This is a genomic window from Curtobacterium pusillum (assembly GCF_007680845.1).
Classification (GTDB): domain Bacteria; phylum Actinomycetota; class Actinomycetes; order Actinomycetales; family Microbacteriaceae; genus Curtobacterium; species Curtobacterium pusillum_B.
Window position 1 is genome coordinate 185,914 of the sequence record NZ_VEIY01000003.1, and the last position, 20,021, is coordinate 205,934.

Below are 20,021 nucleotides of genomic sequence, written 5' to 3' on the forward strand. Positions count from 1 at the left end.
GTTTCTTCTGGTGGGGCTCCGCAGCCCGGCGCACGTCGTGTGGAGCGGCCGGAGGGACGGTCACTCCCGGCCGAGATCTCGGTTCTTCACACGCACGGCGACGTCGGGCATCCCGCGGAGGAGGTTCGCCAGCTCGGCGACGATGGCGACCGAGCGGTGCTTGCCGCCGGTACAGCCGATGGCGATCGTAGCGTGTCTTTTGTTCTCGCGCTGGTACCCCTCGAACACCGGCTCGAGCACGGCGGCGTAGCGGTCGATGAACGACCGGGCGCCGGGCTGCGCCAGCACGTAGTCCGAGACGGGTCGGTCGAGACCGGTGTGGGGCCGGAGTTCCGGGACCCAGTACGGGTTCGGCAGGAACCGGACGTCCGCCACCATGTCGGCGTCGGCGGGCAGTCCGTACTTGAAGCCGAAGCTCATGAGCGTCACCTGGACGCCGACGAAGTGGTCGTCCGCGAAGCGCTCCGTGACCGCGTTCGCGAGCTGGTGGATGTTCAGGTCGGAGGTGTCGATCACGACGTCGGACGCCTCGCGCAGCGCCGCCAGGCGGGCTCGCTCGCGCCCGATGCCGTCGAGCAGGGTGTCCTCGCCCTGGAGCGGGTGCGGCCGCCGGACCTGCTCGAACCGCCGGACCAGCGCGGCGTCGGTGGCTTCGAGGAACAGCACCCGGACCCGGGCGGACGCACTCTTGCGCACCTGCTCGACCGCCTGTTCGGGTTCGGTGAAGAAGCGGCCACCGCGGACGTCGACGACGGTCGCGATCTTGGGGATCTTCTCACCCGCGCGGTCGGCGAGCTCGGTGAGCGGGCCGAGCATCTGCGTGGGCAGGTTGTCGACGACGTACCAGCCGAGGTCCTCCAGCGCCTTGCCGACCGTCGACCGGCCGGCTCCGGACATGCCGGTGACGATGAGGATGTCGTGCTGGTGCGGCGATCGGGTCGACGTCTGGGCGCTGTCGGTCATCTGGGAGTGGGCTCCGTCGTGGCGGCCCGGGCGCGTCGCCCGGGGAGGTCTCGGCTGCGGGTCAAGGCTATCGCTCGGGGTCCGTCTGGAGGCACGGGTTGGGTCACGACGGGAGGTGCGGACCGTCGTGGGTCACCTGTGGGACCCGCACCGCGCCTCCTGGACCGGTCGCGTCGTCCGCCGGACCGGCGGGGGTCGGCGCGCTGGCCGGGGTCGGCGCGCTCGGCGTGCTCGTGGGGGTCTGCGCGAGCTTCGCGACGACCGCCGCCGCCGTGGCCGGCCCGACCCCGTTGACCTCGGCGATCGCCTCGGCCGAAGCCTCCCGCAGTCGCGCGACCGAACCGAAGTGCTTGAGCAGCGCGTTCACGCGGCTCGGCCCGAGGCCCGGGATCTCGGACAGCTGCGACCGGACGTCGCGCTTCCGGCGGGTGCGCTGGTGCGTGATGGCGAACCGGTGCGCCTCGTCGCGGATGCGCTGGATGAGGAACAGCGCCTCGGAGTTGCGCGGCAGGATCACCGGGAAGTCGTCGTCGGGCAGCCAGAGTTCCTCGAGGCGCTTCGCGATCCCGACGAGGGCGATGTCGTGCACACCGGCCTCGTCCATCGCGCGCTTCGCGGCCTGCACCTGAGGTTGCCCGCCGTCCACGATGAGGAGCTGGGGGCGGTACGCGAAGCGCTTCGTCGGCTTCGACCCCTCGATCACCTCGTCGCTCGTGACGTCGGGGACGTCGGGCGCCGCGGCGTCCTCGTCCAGGCGCGCCAACCGACGGCTGAGCACCTGGTACATGCTGTCGGTGTCGTCGGTCGTCTCGGCGATCGTGTACCGGCGGTACTGGTCCTTGCGGGGCAACCCGTCCTCGAACACCACCATCGACGCAACGACGTTCGTGCCCTGCAGGTGCGAGATGTCGTAGCACTCCATCCGGAGCGGCGCCTCGGTCATGCCGAGGGCGTCCTGGATGTCCGCCAGTGCCGCCGACCGCGTCGTGTAGTCGGCGGAGCGCTTGGTCTTGTAGAGCATCAGTGCCTGGGCGGCGTTCTGCGCCGCGGTGCGGGCCAGTCCGGCACGATCGCCACGCTGGGCGGTGCTGAGCTTCGTGCCGCGACCACCGCGCCGTTCGCTGAGCCACTGCTCGAGCGCGTCGGCGTCCTCGGGCAGCTCCGGCACGACCACCTCGCGCGGGGGCTCCTCGGTCGTCGCGTACTGCCCCTGCACAATCTGCTCGACGAGGTCACCGGTGGAGATGTCGAGCTCCTTGTCGACCACCCACCCGCGCACACCGCGGATGCGGCCGCCGCGGACCGAGAAGAGCTGGACCGCGGCCGCGAGCTCGTCCTCCGCGACGCCGAACAGGTCGAGGTCGACCGAGTCGCGGAGCACCACGGCGGACTTCTCGAGCACGGCCTCGAGCGCCCCGACCTGGTCGCGGAACTTCGCCGCCTGCTCGTACTGCATCGCGTCGGCCGAGGCGGCCATGCGCTGCTTGAGCTGCGTGATCACGCGACGGTCGTAGCTGCCCATGAACCGGACGAACTCCTCGACCAGGGCGCGGTGCTCGGCGATGGTGACCTTCTGCGAGCAGGGTCCGCCGCACTTGCCGATCTGCCCCGGGAAGCAGGGCTTCCCGGTCTGCATCGCCTTCTTGTACGAGGAGTCCGAGCAGGTGCGGATCGGGAACACCTTGATCATCAGGTCGATGGTGTCGTGCACCGCCCAGATCTTCGGGTAGGGCCCGAAGTACTTCGCGCCCTTGATCTTCCGGTTCCGGGTGACCATCACCCGCGGGGACTCCTCGCCCAGGGTGATCGCCATGTACGGGTACGACTTGTCGTCCCGGAACTTGACGTTGAACGGCGGGTCGAACTCCTTGATCCACGTGTACTCGAGCTGGAGCGCCTCGATCTCAGAGCCGACCGTGGTCCACTCGACGCTCCGCGCCGTCAGGACCATCCGTCGGGTGCGCTCGTGGAGCGTCGGCAGCGGAGCGAAGTAGTTGCTCAGGCGAGCGCGGAGGTTCTTCGCCTTCCCGACGTAGAGCACCCGCCCGGCCTCGTCGCGCCAGCGGTACACGCCCGGGTCGGTCGGGATCTCACCGGCCTTCGGACGCCACGGGACGGTGTTCGCCACCTACCGTGCACCCGCCTGCTGCTTGCTGCGCTTCTGCGTGGCCTGCCGAGCGCCGACGGCCTGCTGCTTGCCGACCCGGGCGTCCTGCGCGTCGAAGATCTCCTTGAGGAAGACACCGGTGTGGCTCTCGGGCACGTTCGCCACGTGTTCCGGCGTCCCGGTCGCGAGGACCGTGCCACCGCCGGAACCGCCTTCCGGACCCATGTCGATGAGCCAGTCGGCCGACTTGATGACGTCGAGGTTGTGCTCGATCGTGATGACGGTGTTGCCCTTGTCGACCAGGCTCTGCAGCACGAGCAGCAGCTTCCGGACGTCCTCGAAGTGGAGGCCCGTCGTGGGCTCGTCGAGCACGTACACGGTGCGGCCGTTCGAGCGGCGCTGCAGCTCGGTCGCGAGCTTCACGCGCTGCGCCTCACCGCCGGACAGGGTCGTCGCGCTCTGCCCGAGTCGCACGTACCCGAGGCCCACGTCGACGAGCGTCGCCATGTACCGGTGGATCGCGGAGATCGGCTCGAAGAACTCGGCCGCCTCGCTGATCGGCATGTCGAGGACCTCGGAGATGTCCTTGCCCTTGTAGTGCACCTGCAGGGTCTCGCGGTTGTACCGGGCACCGCCGCAGACCTCGCACGCGACGTAGACGTCCGGCAGGAAGTTCATCTCGATCTTGATCGTGCCGTCGCCCGAGCAGTTCTCGCACCGCCCGCCCTTGACGTTGAAGCTGAAGCGACCGGGCTGGTAGCCCCGGGCCTTCGCCTCGGGCGTCTCGGCGAACAGCTGACGGATGCGGTCGAACACGCCGGTGTACGTCGCCGGGTTCGACCGCGGGGTGCGGCCGATCGGCGCCTGGTCGACGTGCACGACCTTGTCGAGCTGGTCGAGCCCCTTCACACGGGTGTGCTTGCCGGCGATGTGCCGCGCTCCGTTGAGCTGGTTGGCGAGCACCTTGTAGAGGATGTCGTTGACGAGCGTGGACTTGCCCGAGCCGCTCACCCCGGTGACGGCGGTGAAGACCCCGAGCGGGAAGTCGGCGTCGATCGACTTGAGGTTGTTCGCGCGGGCCCCCTGGACGCTGATCGTGCGCTTGAGGTTCACCTTCCGGCGCTCGGCCGGGACCTCGATCGCCCGACGGCCGGCGAGGTAGTCGCCGGTGATCGAGTCGTGGTTCGCGATGATCCCCTCGTACGACCCGGAGTGCACGACGTTGCCGCCGTTCACGCCCGCGCCGGGGCCGATGTCGACGACCCAGTCCGCGGTGCGGATGGTGTCTTCGTCGTGCTCGACCACGATGAGGGTGTTGCCGAGGTCCTTCAGCTTCACGAGGGTGTCGATCAGACGACGGTTGTCGCGCTGGTGCAGCCCGATGCTCGGCTCGTCGAGGACGTAGAGCACGCCCGTCAGGCCCGAGCCGATCTGGGTGGCCAGGCGGATGCGCTGGGCTTCACCGCCGGAGAGCCCGCCGGCACCGCGCGCGAGCGTCAGGTAGTTGAGGCCGACCTCGAGCAGGAACTCGAGCCGGGCCCGGATCTCGCGGAGGACCGCCGCGGCGATGTGCGCTTCGCGGTCGGTCAGGGTGAGGCTGTCCATGAACGCGTACGCGTTGTCGAGGGACAGGTCCGTGACGTCGGCGATGCTGCGGCCGTCGACCGTGACCGCGAGCACCTCGGGCTTGAGCCGCGTGCCGTCGCACACCGGGCACGGGACCTCGCGCAGGTAGCCCTGGAAACGCTGCCGCTGCGAGTCCGACTCGGCTTCGGCGAACTTGCGCTCGATGTAGGGCATGACCCCTTCGAACCCGCTCGTGTAGCGCATCTCGCGCCCGAACCGGTTGCGCCAGGAGACCGACACCTGGAAGTCCTTACCGGTCAGGATCGCGGCCTGCACCGACGGGTCGAGCCGGTTCCACGGGGTGTCCAGGTCGAACCCGAGCTCCTTGCCGAGACCGGCGAGGAGCTTCTCGAAGTAGGAGTACAGCCCGCTCGTCCCGGTCCACGGCAGCAGGACACCGGCGCGGAGGGACGCCTCGGGGTCGCCGAGGACGAGGTCGGGGTCGACCGACATCCGGGTCCCGAGGCCCGAGCACTCCGGGCAGGCACCGAACGGCGCGTTGAACGAGAACGTGCGGGGCTCGATCTCGGTGAGCGCCAGCGGGTGGTTGTTCGGGCAGGAGAGGTTCTCGGAGTACGTCCGGACCGCGCCGGGCCCCTCGGCGTCGACGAGGTCGATCGCCACCGTGCCGTCCGTCAGTCGCAGCGCCGTCTCGAGCGAGTCGGTCAGTCGGCCGAGGATGTCGTCGTTCGCCACGAGACGGTCGACGATGACGGAGATGTCGTGCTTGACCTGCTTCTTGAGCTTCGGCGGGTCGCTCAGCTGGATGCGTTCCCCGTCGACGATCGCACGGGCGTAGCCGGAGGCCGCGAGCTCCTGGAAGAGGTCGACGAACTCGCCCTTCTTCTTCGAGATGACGGGTGCGAGCACCTGGAAGCGCGTGCCGGACTCGAACTCCATGAGCTGGTCCGCGATCTGCTGCACGCTCTGCTTGCTGATCACTTCGCCGCAGACGGGGCAGTGCGGGATGCCGATGCGCGCCCAGAGGAGACGCATGTAGTCGTAGACCTCGGTGATCGTGCCCACCGTCGACCGCGGGTTGCGGTTCGTCGACTTCTGGTCGATCGACACCGCGGGCGAGAGGCCTTCGATGAAGTCGACGTCCGGACGGTCCACCTGCCCGAGGAACTGCCGCGCGTACGCGGACAGCGACTCGACGTAGCGGCGCTGCCCCTCGGCGAAGATCGTGTCGAACGCCAACGAGGACTTGCCGGACCCGGACAGCCCGGTGAAGACGACGAGGGAGTCGCGCGGGATCTCGAGGTCGACGTCGCGCAGGTTGTGCACGCGGGCGCCCCGGACGCTGAGCGTCGAGGTGCTGTGCGGTGCCGTGCCGCCCGGGAGGTGGAGGTCTGCGGGCTCGCCGAAGGCGTTCCGGCCCGATGTCGAGGTACCGCGGTCAGAGGTGATGGTCATCGCCGACAAGTCTACGAAGCGGCACCGACATTCGGGCGCGAGCGCGGGTCAGACGAGTGCGTCGAGAGCGAACGCCACCCCGGTCGCACGCTCACTGGCCGTCCAGAGCCGAGCGGCTTCGGTGCGGTCGTGCGCGTGCGGCTGGGCCCGGACGAGCGCCGGCTGCCCCGCGAGCTGCAGCGGGCCGCCGGGTCCCCAGTACTCCCCCGACCGGACGCCGGCGCCGACGGCCGCGTGCACGAGCGGCTGCGCGCCCACGTCCTTGCCCTGCGCGACCCACCCCGACCCGATGCGCATCCACACGGGCTCGGGACGGGTCGGCGCGATGTCCGGCCGGGGCGGCGCCGCGGCGTCGAGCGACAACCCGGGGTGCGCGACGACGCTCGCCACACGTGACCCGGCATCGCCCAACCGCTGGGCGAGCTCGAAGCCGAACAGCATGACCGCGAGCTTGCTCCGGGCGTACTGCCGGTGCCCGTCGTACCGGCCGGTCGCCAGCGGATCGTGCCGGTCGAGCGTCGCGAAGCGGTGAGCGATCGAGCCGAGGTGCACGACGCGGCCGGTGTCCTGGTCGAGCAGGGGCAGCGCGAGTGCCGTCCACGCGAAGTGCCCGAGGTGGTTCGTCCCGACCTGGAGCTCGTGCCCCTGCGCGGTGTCGTGCCGTTCGGCGGACCCGACCACACCCGCGTTGTTCACCAGCGCGTGGACCGGCCCGAGGTCCGCCAGGTCGTCGGCGGCCGCGCGGACGCTGTCGAGGTCCGCCAGGTCGAGGTGCAGGTGCGCGAGGTCGGCGTCGTCGACGTGCCGCCGGATGCTCCGTTCAGCGGCCGCCCCGCGCTCAGCGTTCCGGGTCGCGAGGACCACGCGGTGGCCGGCTGCCGCCAGCTGTTCGGCGGCGTGGTAGCCGAGACCCGCGCTCGCGCCGGTGACGACGACGGTCCGTCGGTGGTCGCCGGCGCCCGTGTCGTCAGCGGACATGGCCGGCGGACTCCATCTGCCGCAGAGCCTTCTTGAGGTCCTGCACCTCGTCGCGCAACCGGGCGGCGAGCTCGAACTTCAGCTCCGCTGCGGCGTTGAGCATCTGGCCGTTGAGGTCCGCGATGGTCGCTTCGAGCTGGGTCGCCCCTTCGCCGGCGATGCCCTCGCGCCGGAGGTTCGGCGTCGGGGAGCGTCGACCGTCGGCGGCCGGACGCCCTTCGAGCAGGGCCTTCGTGTCGTCGTTCTCGCGCGCGAGGATCTCGGTGATGTCGGCGATCTTCTTGCGGAGCGGCTGCGGGTCGATGCCGTGCTCGGTGTTGTACGCGACCTGCTTCTCCCGCCGTCGATCGGTCTCCTCGATCGCGTTGCGCATCGAGTCGGTCATCTTGTCGGCGTACATGAGCACCTGGCCCGACACGTTGCGCGCGGCACGACCGATGGTCTGGATGAGCGAGGTCGACGACCGGAGGAAGCCTTCCTTGTCGGCGTCGAGGATGGCGACGAGGGAGACCTCCGGCAGGTCGAGCCCCTCACGCAGCAGGTTGATACCGACGAGCACGTCGTACACGCCCTGCCGCAGCTCGGTGAGCAGTTCGACGCGCTTGAGGGTGTCGACGTCGGAGTGCAGGTAGCGCACGCGGACGCCGGCGTTGCCGAGGAAGTCCGTGAGTTCCTCGGCCATCCGCTTCGTCAGCGTCGTCACCAGGACACGCTCGTCCTTCTCGACGCGCTGCTTGATCTCCTCGAGCAGGTCGTCGATCTGGCCGTCGCTCGGCTTCACCACGATCTCGGGGTCGACCAGTCCGGTGGGCCGGATGATCTGCTCCACGACGCTGTCCGTCACCCCGAGCTCGTACCGACCCGGCGTCGCCGAGAGGTACACCTTCTGACCGACGCGCTCGAGGAACTCCTCCCACCGCAGCGGTCGGTTGTCGAGCGCGCTCGGCAGGCGGAACCCGTGGTCGACGAGCGTCCGCTTGCGGGAGGCGTCACCTTCGTACATCGCGCCGATCTGCGGCACGGTGACGTGAGACTCGTCGATCACGACGAGGAAGTCGTCCGGGAAGTAGTCGATGAGGCAGTGCGGCGCTTCCCCCGCGACGCGGCCGTCCATGTGCCGCGAGTAGTTCTCGATGCCCGAGCAGAAGCCGATCTGCTCCATCATCTCGATGTCGAACGTGGTCCGCATGCGGAGGCGCTGGGCTTCGAGCAGCTTGCCCTGGCCTTCGAGCTCGGCGAGGCGTTCCGCGAGTTCTTCCTTGATGGTGCCGATCGCCCGGTGCATCACGTCGGTGTCGGCGACGTAGTGCGAGGCGGGGAAGATCGACACGGCGGGCAGGTCGTCGATGACGTTGCCGGTCAGGGGGTGCAGGGACGACAGGGCTTCGACCTCGTCCCCGAACATCTCGATGCGGATCGCGTGCTCTTCGTACATCGGGATGATCTCGAGCGTGTCACCGCGCACCCGGAAGGTCCCGCGCGCGAAGTCGACGTCGTTGCGCTGGTACTGCATCGCGACGAACTTGCGGACGAGCTGGTCACGGGAGATCGTCTGCCCGACGTGCAGCGCGACCGAGGCGTTCATGTACTGCTCGGGCGTGCCGAGGCCGTAGATGCACGACACCGTCGAGACCACCACGACGTCGCGGCGGCTGAGCAGGGAGTTCGTCGTCGAGTGCCGGAGCCGCTCGACCTCGGCGTTGACCGAGGAGTCCTTCTCGATGAAGGTGTCCGTCTGTGGGACGTACGCCTCGGGCTGGTAGTAGTCGTAGTACGAGACGAAGTACTCGACCGCGTTCTCCGGCAGCAGGCTGCGGAACTCGTTGGCGAGCTGTGCGGCGAGCGTCTTGTTGTGGGCGAGCACGAGCGTCGGCCGCTGGACCTGCTCGATGAGCCACGCCGTGGTCGCCGACTTGCCCGTTCCGGTCGCCCCGAGCAGCACCACGTCGGTCTCGCCGGCGTTGATCCGACCCGCGAGTTCGGCGATGGCCGCGGGCTGGTCACCGCTCGGCGAGTACTCGCTGATGACCTCGAACGGGCGGACCGCGCGCGTGGGCTCGATTGACACTGCCATGGCTCCAACGCTAGTCGGGACCACTGACATGGTGCGGCGCTGCTCGCCGACGGCGTATCGTCCGCGGAAAGCAGGCTCCAAGTCGGCTGATAGACACCCGGAATAGCCTCCGATCCGTTCAGCAACCCGACACCTTCTCACTCCCCCGAAGAGGCCCCATGACGACGGCGACCCCCGCCGCACCGACGAAGGGCACCCCGCTCCGCGGCCGTGTCCGCGGACGAGTGCTCATCCTGCTCTGCGTCATGTACGCGATCTCGTACATCGACCGCACCAACATCTCGACGGCACTCCCCCACATCACCGAGGACTTCGGCTTCAACGAGACGACCGCCGGACTCATCGTCTCCGCGTTCGCGCTGCCGTACGCGCTCCTCCAGGTCTTCGGCGGCACGATCGCCGAGAAGTTCGGCCCGCGGAAGGCGCTCTTCGTCATCACGGTCCTGTGGGGTGTCGCCACCCTGTGGACCGGGTTCTCCGTCGGGTTCTGGACGCTGTTCGCCGCCCGGGCGCTCCTCGGTCTCAGCGAGGCAGCGGCCTTCCCCGCGGCCACGCAGGCGATGAGCCGCTGGATCCCGCGCGACCGCAACGGCTTCGCGCAAGGCGTCGTGCACTCCGCGGCCCGGCTCGGCAACGCGCTCGCACCGCTCCTCGTCGCCTGGGTGATCGGTGCGACCGGCAGCTGGCGCTGGGCGTTCTTCGCGACGGCGGTGCTCTCCATCGCGTGGGCGATCGTCTGGTTCGTCTGGTTCCGCGACAAGCCCGAGGACGCCGCCGGCATCAAGCGCGTCGAGCTCGACGAGCTCCCGCCCGTCGAGACCCGCGCCACCCGCCCGCCCGTCCCGTGGCGCACCCTCGCGCGGCAGATCCTGCCGGTGACCTTCGTGGACTTCGGGTACGGCTGGGTCCTCTGGGTGTTCCTCACTTGGATCCCGACGTTCCTCAGCGACACGTACGGGCTGCCGATCAGCAAGTTCGCGCTCTTCACGACCCTCGTCCTGCTCGCCGGCGTCGTCGGCGACACCGTCGGCGGCATGCTCAGCGACCGGATCATCCACCGCGGCGGCAACACCCGGAACGCCCGACGGATCGTGCTCGTGATCGGGCTCGGCGGTTCCCTGGTGTGCCTCCTCCCCCTCGTCATCGGCCAGGGGCTCGCGGTCGCGACGATCTCCCTCGCGCTCTCGTTCTTCTTCCTCGAGCTCTGCAACGCCAACCTGTGGGCCATCCCGATGGACGTCGCACCGCAGTGGTCGGGCACCGCCTCCGGCTTCATGAACACGGGCTTCGGGATCGCCGGCGTCGTCTCGCCGATCGTCTTCGGCGTGCTCATCGACGCCTCCGGGTGGCAGCTGCCGTTCGCGCTGTCGTGCGTGCTCCTCGCTGCCGCGGCCGTCGTCGCCTGGATCATGAAGCCCCAGCGGCTGACCATGACCGACGGTGTGCTCGAGATCGGCGTGCCGAAGGCCGAGCAGCACGCCGCCTGACCCGAGCGCCCCGCGCACGCCGCCCGCTCGCCGCCCCGCCCGCGCGAGCGGGCGACGTGCGTCCCCCTCGGCGCGCCGACCGCGCGCGTTCCGCCCGCTCGCAGCCCACCCCCGCGCGCGTTCCGTCCGCTCGCAGCCGCCCCGGCGCGAGCGGGCGAAGTGCGTCCCGCTCGGCGCGCCGACCGCGCGCGTTCCGCCCGCTCGCCACCCCGCGCGAGCGGGCGAAATGCGTCCCGCTCGGCGCGCCGACCCGGCGCGTTCCGCCCGCTCGCAGCCCACCCCCGCGCGCGTTCCGCCCGCTCGCGCACCCGCGGCAGTGGACGGCGGTGCGCCCGGCCGGCGGCGGCGAGGCGGGCGCGACCCGCGCCTCCCGTCCGTCGACAGGTCCCGGGCGGGTCCGCCGACCGGTCCACGAAGGCGACAGTTCCCGGCGCCCGCGCCGCATCCCCTCCACCGAAGCGACAGTCTGCCGCGGACCATCCGCAGCACACTGTCGCTTCCGCGGATCGGCGGGCGCCACGGCGGACGGGAGGCGCGGTGCCAGCCCGCACCGCGCCTCCCGTCCGCCAACCGCTCGCTCAGCGCGGGGCGCGCCGCCCCACGTCGTCCGTCTCGCCCACCAGGGCGTCGTCCGGCTCCACCGGCTCCGGCGACACCGCCGACACGACCGCGGTATCAGCCGAAGAAGCAACTCCGGCCCCGGCACCGGCCAGGGCAACATCAGCATCGGCCGCGGCACCGCCCCCGGCCGCCCCGCGCTTCCGAGCCCGCGCCTCCCGCTGCCCGCGCGACGCGAGCGACGGCCGCCCCGTCAGCGGCACGCTCAGCGGCGTCCACCGGAACAGCTCCGTCACCGCGACCGACAGCACGAGCACGAGCAGATACGTCACGAGCGTGAGCCACGGCTTCGGGACGAACCGTTCGAGCCAACTGTCGCCGTACAGCAGGATCCAGATCATGAACGGGTGGCTGAGGAAGATGCCGAACGACCGGTCGGACCCGTAGTCGACCACACGGGCGAGCGGGCTGCCGGGCCGACGCCGGTCCGCCCACCGCGCGCCGATGGCGAGGAACCCGACGAACACCGCGGTGCTCCAGACGACCTGGATCGGCTGCAACGGCGTCCCGGCGGCGTACAACGACTGCCCGAGGCCGACCTGCAGCGCCCAGACGCCGAGCGTGAGCACGCCCACGCCGACGAAGCCCCCCAGGACCGCGCGCCGGTGCACCCGGATGAACCGGAGGAAGGCGTCCGCGTGGTCCGCGGCGACCGCACCGGAGACGATAAAGAACACGTACGAGAAGAAGAACTGCTTCTGGTACCCGTGGAGCCAGGCGTCGCTCGCGGGGAAGTACTTGTACCCGGCGAACACGACGAGCTGGAGGACGAGCGAGACGACCAGCACCGCGACGTGGTGCCCACGCGTCCGCCGCACGAGCCACGCGATGACGGGCAGGAGCAGGTACACCTGCATCGTCACGAGCAGGAAGTACAGGTGGTACCAGGAGACGCCGGTGACGATCCCCTCGGCGTACGTGCGGACGAGGTCGGGGACGTCCCCGCGCCGGGTCGGGCTGATCAGCCACGACGACGCGACGTAGACGAACGACCACGCCAGGTACGGCACGCCGACGAGCAGGAAGCGCTTCGGCCAGAACTGCGCCATCGGTCTCGGCCGCAGGGTGTAGCTGTACACGAGGACGAACGCGGTCAGCGAGAAGAACACCAGCCGGGTGAAGTGCAGCAGGCCGAGGAGTGCGTTGAGGCCGACGTCGTCCGAGGCGACCGTGTGGCTGGTGGTGTGCACCCCGATGACGCAGGCGAACGTCAGGATACGGAGGACGTCGACCTCGTACAGGTGCCGGGGCTTGCCCTCGGCCGTGCGGGTCGGGGTCTGGACGCCGGTCACGGGTGCTCGGCCATCGTGCGCACCTTCGCCCGCTGGACCTTCCCGGTCGGCGCTCGAGGCAGGTCGGGGACGACCACGATCTCGACCGGGCGGCGGAACCGGGTGAGCCGCGCTTCGGCACGGGCGGTGAGGTCGGCGACGAGGGCCTCCGCGTCGACCGGCTCGTCGGAGTCGCTCACCTGCGGGATGACGTACGCCACCGGGACGGCGCCGAGCACGTCGTGGGGTCGACCGACCACGACCGCTTCGAGGACGCGGTCGTCGCCGAGCAGGACGTCCTCGACCTCGGACGGGTAGACCTTCTCGCCACCCCGGTTGATGACGTCGTCGGAGCGGCCGGCGAGCGACACCCAGCCATCGGCGGACACCGATCCGACGTCCCCCGTGCTGAGCCAGCCGTCGGCGTCGAACCGCTCGGACGCCCGGCCGAACAGGTACCGGCGCACGACGCCCGGGCCGCGGATCCACAGCGCGCCGACCTCGTCGGCCGGCAGGACCGATCCGTCCTCGCCGCGCACCTGGACCTCCGACCCGACGGGCACACCGACCGACCCGACGCGAGCGGGCTCGCCGAGCGGGGTCGCGGTGATCTGCGACGCCCCCTCGGTCATGCCCCAGCTCACGACGAGCGGGACGTCGCCCAACGCCTGGCGCACCGGGTCCGGCAACGGGGCGGAGGCGCTGCGGACGAAACGCAACCCCTCGGGGAAGTCGAGCGGACCGGTCTTCGCGAGCACCGCGAGGACGGCCGGCACCGCGTTGAGCCAGGTGATCCGGCGCTCGGCCAACAGTTCCCAGAAGCCCGTCCGACGGAACCGACGGTCGAGCACGAGGGTCGCGCCGGACACCAGCGTCGCGAGGAGCCCGACGACCTCCGCGTTCACGTGGAAGAGCGGCAAGGAGTTGAACCCGCGGTCCGCCGGCGTGAGGGCGTTGTGGTGCGCCACCGCGCGGGCGACGAACAGCAGCTGCGACTCGGGCAGCTCGACGCCCTTCGGCGTGCCGGTCGACCCGGAGGTGAAGAGCACGACCGAGCCCTCGCCCGGTGCGTCCGGGCTCTCCGACGGCAGGTCACCGTCGCGCACGCCGGACGGGAGGAACGTGGCCGCGTCGATCCCGCTGGCGGGTGCTCCGGGGACGGTCGCGTCCACCTCGCGGTCCGACACGACCATCGACGCACCGCCGATCAGGTCGGCGAGGCGACCGGGTTCGGTCACCGGCTGGCCGGTGTCGACGGGGATGGCGCGCCGCCCGGTCGCGAGCGCGGCGAGGTGCACGACGGCGAACGAGAGGGGGTCGCCGAGGTCGACGAGGACCGCGCCGGACGGCGGGACACCGATGGCGTCGAACGTGGACGACCACGCGTCGACGGCGTCCTCCAGCCCGCGGTAGGTGAGGACGCGCTCGCTCCGCGCGTCCTCGAGGTAGGCGCGCTCGCCGTCCTGCGCCGCACGGGCGCGGATCGTCGAACGCAGGTCGGGTTCTTCGCCTGCTTGCTGCACGGACTCAGAGTATTGCGGCTCCCTATGACCGTTCGGAGGGGAACCGGTGGAGCAGCCATTGCCACAGTGCGAGCAGTCGGGGTGTGCCGTCCGCACCGAGCGGCGTGGAGTCCTTGATGATGCGGGAGTGCGACTCCGCGGGCGACCCGACCCGGATGTCCGTGAGGATGGCATGCGGATCCGCCCCGGTGCCGGGTGGTGCGGTGTCCGTGCGGAAGGGGCCGTCCGCTCCGTCGAGGTGCATCACCCGCCACGAGCCGCGGATCCGCGGACCGAAGACGTCCCGCACGTCGTCGATCGCGTACATCCGGTCGACGGGGGTCCGGCCCGGACGGTCCATCCACGCGGCGTGCTCGGCGCCGAGCGACTCGACCGGCGACGAGAACATCAGCGCGCCCTGCACCGGCCGGATGTGCGCGATGTACGCCGCTTCCCCACCACCCTGCGAGTGCCCGGCGACCACGATGTCGCGCCAGGCGATGTCGGAGTCGCCCTGGACGAACCGCCCCCAGCCGCCGCCGGGGTCGTGGTCGTCCAGGTACCCGATGGCGTCGCGGAACCGGGACACGATCGAACCGGACGGCTGCACGTCGCTGAACTCGGAGGGACGGCTGCCGTCGAAGCGGTTCCGTTGCACCTTCCCGTAGCAGTGCGGGTCGGCCTGGCAGGTCCCGGACAGCGTCTTGCCGAGGTTCCAGTAGTCGAGGCCGAGCACGTGGTACCCGTCCTGGAGCGCCGTGCCGAGGAACCGCTGGTAGTCGGCGGGCCGCGCCCGGGTGGCCGGCAGGAACAGCAGCAGGGGCCCGGCGGCGTTCGTCCGTGCCGCGAAGTCGTCACGGTTCGGCTCGAGTCGCTGACCGTTGACCGTCCCGAGTCGGAACCGGTGGAACTCCCCGTCGGGGCCGCGACCGTTGCCGTGCGGTCGGTCCGCCGCGGCGACCCGGCCGTGCTGCTCGACCCGCTGGCCGCCGAGGACGTTCGCGGCGACGAGCGACGTGACGCCGATCGCGACGAGCACGACCGCCGCGAGCAGGAGGAGCAGCCGGTGCCTCATCGGGTGATGCGTGACCAGACCGCGTCGGCGGAGTGGATCGTGTCCGCCAGCGTGCCGGTCGCGTCGACGACGTGGTCGGCCAGCGCGAGCCGCTCGGCGTCGCTCGCCTGCGCCGACACGCGGCGCTCGGCTTCGTCACGAGCCATCGCGCGGTGTTCGACGAGCCGCTCGATCCGCTGCGCGGCCGGGGCGTCGACGACCACGACGGCGTCGAAGGAGAGGGGGCGGTCACGACGGGCCTCGGCGAGGAGGGGGACGTCGTACACCACGACCGCATCGGGGTCGGCGGACTCCGCGGCGTCGAACGCGGCCTGGGCGAGGCGCCACACCTCGGGGTGGGTGATCCCTTCGAGGTCCTTCCGGGCGGCCGGGTCGGCGAACACGATCGCGCCGAGGGCCGGACGGTCCAACGAGCCGTCGGCGGCGATCACCCCGGGCCCGAACCGCTCGGCCACCTGCGCGAGTCCGGGGCTGCCGGGGGCGACCGCGTCCCGCGCGAGCCGGTCGGCGTCGACCACGACGGCCCCGTGTTCCGCCCAGCGTCGGGAGACCGTCGACTTGCCCGCGGCGATGCCGCCCGTCAGACCGATGATGCGCACCGGAACAGCGTAGCGAGCACACCTGCCCGAACGGCCGGAAGCCCGGCACCCCTTCTCAGGGATGCCGGGCTTCCGGGACGGGCGAGCCGCTCGATCAGTTGGTCGAGCTGAGCTTCTCGCGGAGCGCCGCGAGCGAGGCGTCGTCGGCCAGGGTGCCCTGACCGTTCGACTCGCTCGAGAAGGTCGACGAGGAGGACGACGACGACGAGGACGCGCCGGCCGGGAGGTCGAAGCCACCCTGCGCCTCGTCGGCGATGGTCTTCGCGACCTGCGCCTTGTGGGCTTCCCAACGCGCCTGGGCGGCCGCGTACTGGCCTTCCCACTCGGTGCGCTGGGTGTCGTAGCCCTCGAGCCACTCGTTGGTCTCCGGGTCGAAGCCGTCCGGGTACTTGTAGTCACCCTTCTCGTCGTACTCCGTCGGCATGCCGTAGAGCGCCGGGTCGAACTCGGTGCCCTCGGGGTCCACGCCCTCGTTCGCCTGCTTGAGGCTGAGCGAGATGCGGCGACGGTCGAGGTCGATGTCGATGATCTTGACGAAGACCTCGTCGTTGACCGACACGACCTGCTCGGCGAGCTCGACGTGCTTGTTCGAGAGCTCCGAGATGTGCACGAGGCCCTCGATGCCGTCGGCGACGCGGACGAAGGCACCGAACGGCACGAGCTTCGTGACCTTGCCCGGTGCGATCTGACCGATCGCGTGGGTGCGGGCGAAGACCTGCCAGGGGTCTTCCTGCGTGGCCTTGAGCGAGAGCGACACGCGCTCGCGGTCCAGGTCCACCTCGAGGATCTCGACGGTGACTTCCTGACCGACCTCGACGACCTCGCTGGCGTGCTCGATGTGCTTCCAGCTGAGCTCGGAGACGTGGACGAGACCGTCGACGCCGCCGAGGTCGACGAACGCACCGAAGTTGACGATCGACGACACGATGCCCTTGCGGACCTGGCCCTTGTGGAGGTTGTTGAGGAACGTGGTGCGGGACTCGGACTGCGTCTGCTCGAGCAGGGCGCGGCGCGAGAGCACGACGTTGTTGCGGTTCTTGTCGAGCTCGAGGATCTTCGCCTCGAGCTCCTGGCCGAGGTACGGCGTGAGGTCGCGGACGCGACGCAGCTCGATGAGCGACGCCGGGAGGAAGCCGCGGAGACCGATGTCGACGATCAGGCCGCCCTTGACGACCTCGATGACCGTGCCGGTCACGACGCCGTCGGACTCCTTGATCTTCTCGACGTCGCCCCACGCACGCTCGTACTGCGCGCGCTTCTTCGACAGGATGAGGCGGCCTTCCTTGTCCTCCTTCTGGAGAACGAGGGCTTCGACCTCGTCGCCGACCTCGACGACCTCGTTGGGGTCGACGTCATGCTTGATCGAGAGCTCGCGCGAGGGGATGACACCCTCGGTCTTGTAACCGACGTCGAGGAGGACCTCGTCGCGGTCGATCTTCACGACGGTGCCGGAGATGAGGTCTCCGTCGTTGAAGAACTTCAGGGTCTTCTCGACCTCGGCCAGGAAGTCATCAGCCGAGCCGATGTCGTTGATGGCGACCTGCTTGGGAGCCTTGGTCGTGGTGGTTGTCATGTAGAGATTGCTCCGAACGGACATGAGTCGGGCCGTGGCAGCGAGGGAGCGACCCCCTGGTCCGTACCGGTTGCCGGCACGAGCCGCCGCGGCGGTGTTTGTGAGTGGCGCGGATTGCGCCGCACAAGTCTAACCGCACGGAGCGAAGGCCCACAACCGGGCGTGTCGGACGGACACGCCCGGTGGACACGGTGCAGGTGTCAGTCGAGCAGGGCGTTCCGCAGGGTGTCGAGGCCGATGCTGCCGAGGGCGAGCGCGCGGTGGTGGAAGGCCTTGAGGTCGAACGCCGAACCCTCGCGGGCGGCCACCTCGTCGCGGATCGACTCCCACACGCGCTGACCGACCTTGTACGACGGCGCCTGCCCCGGCCAGCCGAAGTACCGGGCCACCTCGAACTGCACGAACGCGTCGGACATGTTCACGTTCTGCCGCATGAAGTCGAGGGCGTACTCCCACGTCCAGGCGCCGCCGTCGGGGTTGGTCTTCTGCAGGTGCACGCCGATGTCGAGCACCACGCGCGCTGCCCGCATGCGCTGGCCGTCGAGCATGCCGAGCCGGTCGCCGTCGTCGTCCAGGAAGCCGAGCTGCTCCATGAGGCGCTCGGCGTACAGCGCCCAGCCCTCGACGTGCCCGGAGGAGCCGGACAGCTGCCGACGCCACGTGTTGAGTTCGCCCCGGTTGTAGACGCCCTGGCTGATCTGGAGGTGGTGCCCCGGGACGCCCTCGTGGTAGACGGTCGTCTTCTCACGCCAGGTGCCGAACTCGGTGACCCCCTGCGGCACGGACCACCACATGCGGCCGGCGCGGGAGAAGTCGTCGGATGGGCCGGTGTAGTAGATCCCGCCCTCCTGAGTGGGGGCGATCCGGCACTCCAGACGCTTGATCGGGTCGGCGATGTCGAAGTACTTGCCGTCCATCTCGCGGATCGACTCGTCGCTGGTGTCCTGCATCCACCGCTGCAGTGCGTCCGTGCCGTGCAGGACCCGCGACGGGTCGGTGTCGAGGACCTCGATCGCCCGGGCGACGCTCGCACCGGACTCGATCCGGTCGGCGATCCGCTCCTGCTCGTCGCGCATCCGGGCGAGCTCCTCGATGCCCCACGCGTAGGTCTCGTCGAGGTCCACGACGGCGCCGAGGAACCGGCGGGAGTGCAGCTCGTACGCCTCGCGCCCGACGGCGTCGACGGGGGTGGCGAGCGGCATGAGCTCGTGCTCGAGGAACTGGCCGAACGACCGGTACGCGGCGGCGGCGACCTCGGCCCCACGCGCCAGCTCGGCGCGGAGCGACTCCGGCACGGCCTCACCACCGTCGAAGGCAGCCCCGTCGGCGAGCTGCCGGAACGGACCGTCCGGCGCCCCGGTGCGGGCCGCCTGCTCCGCGATGAGCGCGACCTGCCGCTTGGCGGGCGTGACGTCCTCGCGCGTGCCCTCGAGCAGGGTCTCGCGGATGCCCTCGATGGCGTCCGGCAGGGCGTGCAGCCGGCTCGCGATGTCGTGCCAGTCCGACTCGGTCGCGGTCGGCATGAGGTCGAGGACCTCGCGCACCGACTGCGCCGGGCTGGCGATGACGTTGAGGTCGCGCAGGTGGAGCTTCCGGTCGTACGACTCCTGCACGAGGTCGAGCTCGGCGCCGAGGTCGGTCTTCGTCACGCGGTCGACCGGGTCCACGGGCTCGGCCGCGTCCAGCGTGCGCTTCGCGTTCCGGGCGGCCTCGGCCAGCGCTGCGGCTCCGGCGGGTGAGGTGTCGCCGTACTCCCCCGTGCGGCCCGGCACCCCGATGTACGTGGCGACGGTCGGGTCGAGGTCGACGAGGGTGGTCACCCAGTCCTCGGCGACGCGGTCGACGGCGGAGGGCTGGCGGACGGGGCGCTCTTCGGTCATGATCTCGACACTATCGATCCGGAGGTGGGACGCATGTCCGAACTCGAGGGTGTCCCCGCTGCGGGGACGCCGTGCTGGTCCGACCTCGGCGTCGACGACGTCGCCGCGGCCCGGTCCTTCTACGCCGCCGTGTTCGGCTGGGAGGTCCCGGACGGGCCGCCGGGAGCCGGCGGACACGTCGTCGCGCTGCTCGACGGACGCCCCGTCGCGGGCATCGGTCCGCGGATGGGCGGCGGCGGTGGGCCGGGCGCGTGGACGACCTCGCTCGCGACCGCCGACCTCGACGCCACCATCGGGGCCGTCACCGACGCCGGCGGCTCCGAGCTGACGCCCGCCCTCGACGTGCTCGACGACGGTCGGATGGCGATCGCCGCGGACCCGACCGGGGTCGTCTTCGGCCTCTGGCAGGGACGCGGGCTCAGCGGGTACGGGCGGGTGAACGAGCCGGGCGCTGCGTGCTGGAACGAGACGCACACCACCGATGCCGACGCCGCGACGGCCTTCTACGGTGCCGTGTTCGGGTACCGGTTCGACGTGTTCGGCGACCCGTCGGCGCCCTACGCGATCGCGAAGCTGCCTGGAGCGGAGGCCGGTTCCGACCCGGTCGCCGGGGTGTTCACGCCGCCGACCGGGTTGCCCGAGGGCAGCCCCGGGTACTGGGTGACGTGGTTCGGCGCCAACGACACCGACGCGACCGTCGCGGCCGTCGTCGAGCACGGCGGGACGGTCCTCGCGGGTCCCACGGACAGCCCGTTCGGGCGCTCGGCGCTCGTCCTCGGCGCGCAGGGCGAACGCTTCGGCGTCATCGCGGCGCCGGCCGCCTGACGGCCGGACGAGCGTGACGGACGGGAG

13 protein-coding genes are annotated in these 20,021 nt (G+C 70.8%); 2 read left to right on the top strand and 11 right to left on the bottom strand.

What is annotated here, in order from left to right; translation table 11 throughout:
• Positions 1-60: 60 nt before the first annotated feature.
• The 5 genes from rapZ to uvrB all read right to left on the bottom strand — a co-directional run bounded on the left by rapZ (position 61) and on the right by uvrB (position 9,152).
• Positions 61-963 (bottom strand): RNase adapter RapZ, encoded by a 903-nt coding sequence (gene rapZ, locus FS825_RS08545; protein ID WP_144712115.1) that lies wholly within the window; start codon positions 961-963, stop codon positions 61-63.
• Between the two features lie 103 nt (positions 964-1,066).
• Positions 1,067-3,091, bottom strand: a complete 2,025-nt coding sequence (uvrC, locus tag FS825_RS08550; protein ID WP_144712116.1) for an excinuclease ABC subunit UvrC — start codon at positions 3,089-3,091, stop codon at positions 1,067-1,069.
• On the bottom strand, positions 3,092-6,112 hold the full coding sequence (gene uvrA / locus FS825_RS08555) for an excinuclease ABC subunit UvrA (RefSeq protein ID WP_144712117.1): 3,021 nt from the start codon (positions 6,110-6,112) through the stop codon (positions 3,092-3,094).
• Between the two features lie 48 nt (positions 6,113-6,160).
• Entirely contained in the window at positions 6,161-7,090 is a 930-nt protein-coding gene (locus tag FS825_RS08560; RefSeq protein ID WP_144712118.1) for an SDR family NAD(P)-dependent oxidoreductase, read from the bottom strand.
• Positions 7,080-9,152 (bottom strand): excinuclease ABC subunit UvrB, encoded by a 2,073-nt coding sequence (uvrB, locus tag FS825_RS08565; RefSeq protein WP_144712521.1) that lies wholly within the window; start codon positions 9,150-9,152, stop codon positions 7,080-7,082. The genes FS825_RS08560 and uvrB overlap by 11 nt, the downstream gene beginning before the upstream one ends.
• Before the next feature lie 170 nt (positions 9,153-9,322).
• Between uvrB and FS825_RS08570 the strand changes: the two genes are divergently transcribed.
• Positions 9,323-10,651 carry an MFS transporter gene (locus FS825_RS08570; RefSeq protein ID WP_144712119.1) on the top strand — a complete coding sequence of 443 codons (1,329 nt, stop codon included), beginning with the start codon at positions 9,323-9,325 and terminating at the stop codon, positions 10,649-10,651.
• Positions 10,652-11,229: 578 nt separating this feature from the next.
• On the opposite strand, the gene FS825_RS08575 is transcribed toward FS825_RS08570, so the two are convergent.
• The 6 genes from FS825_RS08575 to FS825_RS08595 form a co-directional block, all read right to left on the bottom strand.
• Positions 11,230-12,561, bottom strand: coding sequence for an acyltransferase (locus tag FS825_RS08575; protein WP_144712120.1), 1,332 nt, complete (start codon positions 12,559-12,561; stop codon positions 11,230-11,232).
• Positions 12,558-14,063 carry a class I adenylate-forming enzyme family protein gene (locus FS825_RS08580; RefSeq protein WP_186377141.1) on the bottom strand — a complete coding sequence of 502 codons (1,506 nt, stop codon included), beginning with the start codon at positions 14,061-14,063 and terminating at the stop codon, positions 12,558-12,560. Before FS825_RS08580 ends, FS825_RS08575 begins: the two co-directional genes overlap by 4 nt.
• A gap of 22 nt (positions 14,064-14,085) precedes the next feature.
• Positions 14,086-15,117 (bottom strand): BPSS1187 family protein, encoded by a 1,032-nt coding sequence (locus FS825_RS18605; protein ID WP_186377142.1) that lies wholly within the window; start codon positions 15,115-15,117, stop codon positions 14,086-14,088.
• Entirely contained in the window at positions 15,114-15,716 is a 603-nt protein-coding gene (gene coaE, locus FS825_RS08585; RefSeq protein ID WP_144712122.1) for a dephospho-CoA kinase, read from the bottom strand. Before coaE ends, FS825_RS18605 begins: the two co-directional genes overlap by 4 nt.
• A gap of 94 nt (positions 15,717-15,810) precedes the next feature.
• Entirely contained in the window at positions 15,811-17,289 is a 1,479-nt protein-coding gene (gene rpsA, locus FS825_RS08590; RefSeq protein WP_144712123.1) for a 30S ribosomal protein S1, read from the bottom strand.
• 200 nt (positions 17,290-17,489) lie between these two features.
• Positions 17,490-19,169, bottom strand: coding sequence for a DUF885 domain-containing protein (locus tag FS825_RS08595; protein ID WP_144712124.1), 1,680 nt, complete (start codon positions 19,167-19,169; stop codon positions 17,490-17,492).
• Positions 19,170-19,202: 33 nt separating this feature from the next.
• On the opposite strand from FS825_RS08595, the gene FS825_RS08600 reads away from it, so the two are divergent.
• Positions 19,203-19,994, top strand: a complete 792-nt coding sequence (locus tag FS825_RS08600) for a VOC family protein (RefSeq protein WP_144712125.1) — start codon at positions 19,203-19,205, stop codon at positions 19,992-19,994.
• Positions 19,995-20,021 lie beyond the last annotated feature (27 nt).

Excerpts from the sequence above, each read along its gene's own strand:
- rapZ (WP_144712115.1), bottom strand. The coding sequence starts at position 963 with ATGACCGACAGCGCCCAGACGTCGACCCGATCGCCGCACCAGCACGAC.
- uvrA (WP_144712117.1), bottom strand. The coding sequence starts at position 6,112 with ATGACCATCACCTCTGACCGCGGTACCTCGACATCGGGCCGGAACGCC.
- FS825_RS08560 (WP_144712118.1), bottom strand. The coding sequence starts at position 7,090 with ATGTCCGCTGACGACACGGGCGCCGGCGACCACCGACGGACCGTCGTC.
- FS825_RS08570 (WP_144712119.1), top strand. The coding sequence starts at position 9,323 with ATGACGACGGCGACCCCCGCCGCACCGACGAAGGGCACCCCGCTCCGC.
- FS825_RS18605 (WP_186377142.1), bottom strand. The coding sequence starts at position 15,117 with ATGAGGCACCGGCTGCTCCTCCTGCTCGCGGCGGTCGTGCTCGTCGCG.
- rpsA (WP_144712123.1), bottom strand. The coding sequence starts at position 17,289 with ATGACAACCACCACGACCAAGGCTCCCAAGCAGGTCGCCATCAACGAC.
- FS825_RS08595 (WP_144712124.1), bottom strand. The coding sequence starts at position 19,169 with ATGACCGAAGAGCGCCCCGTCCGCCAGCCCTCCGCCGTCGACCGCGTC.
- FS825_RS08600 (WP_144712125.1), top strand. The coding sequence starts at position 19,203 with ATGTCCGAACTCGAGGGTGTCCCCGCTGCGGGGACGCCGTGCTGGTCC.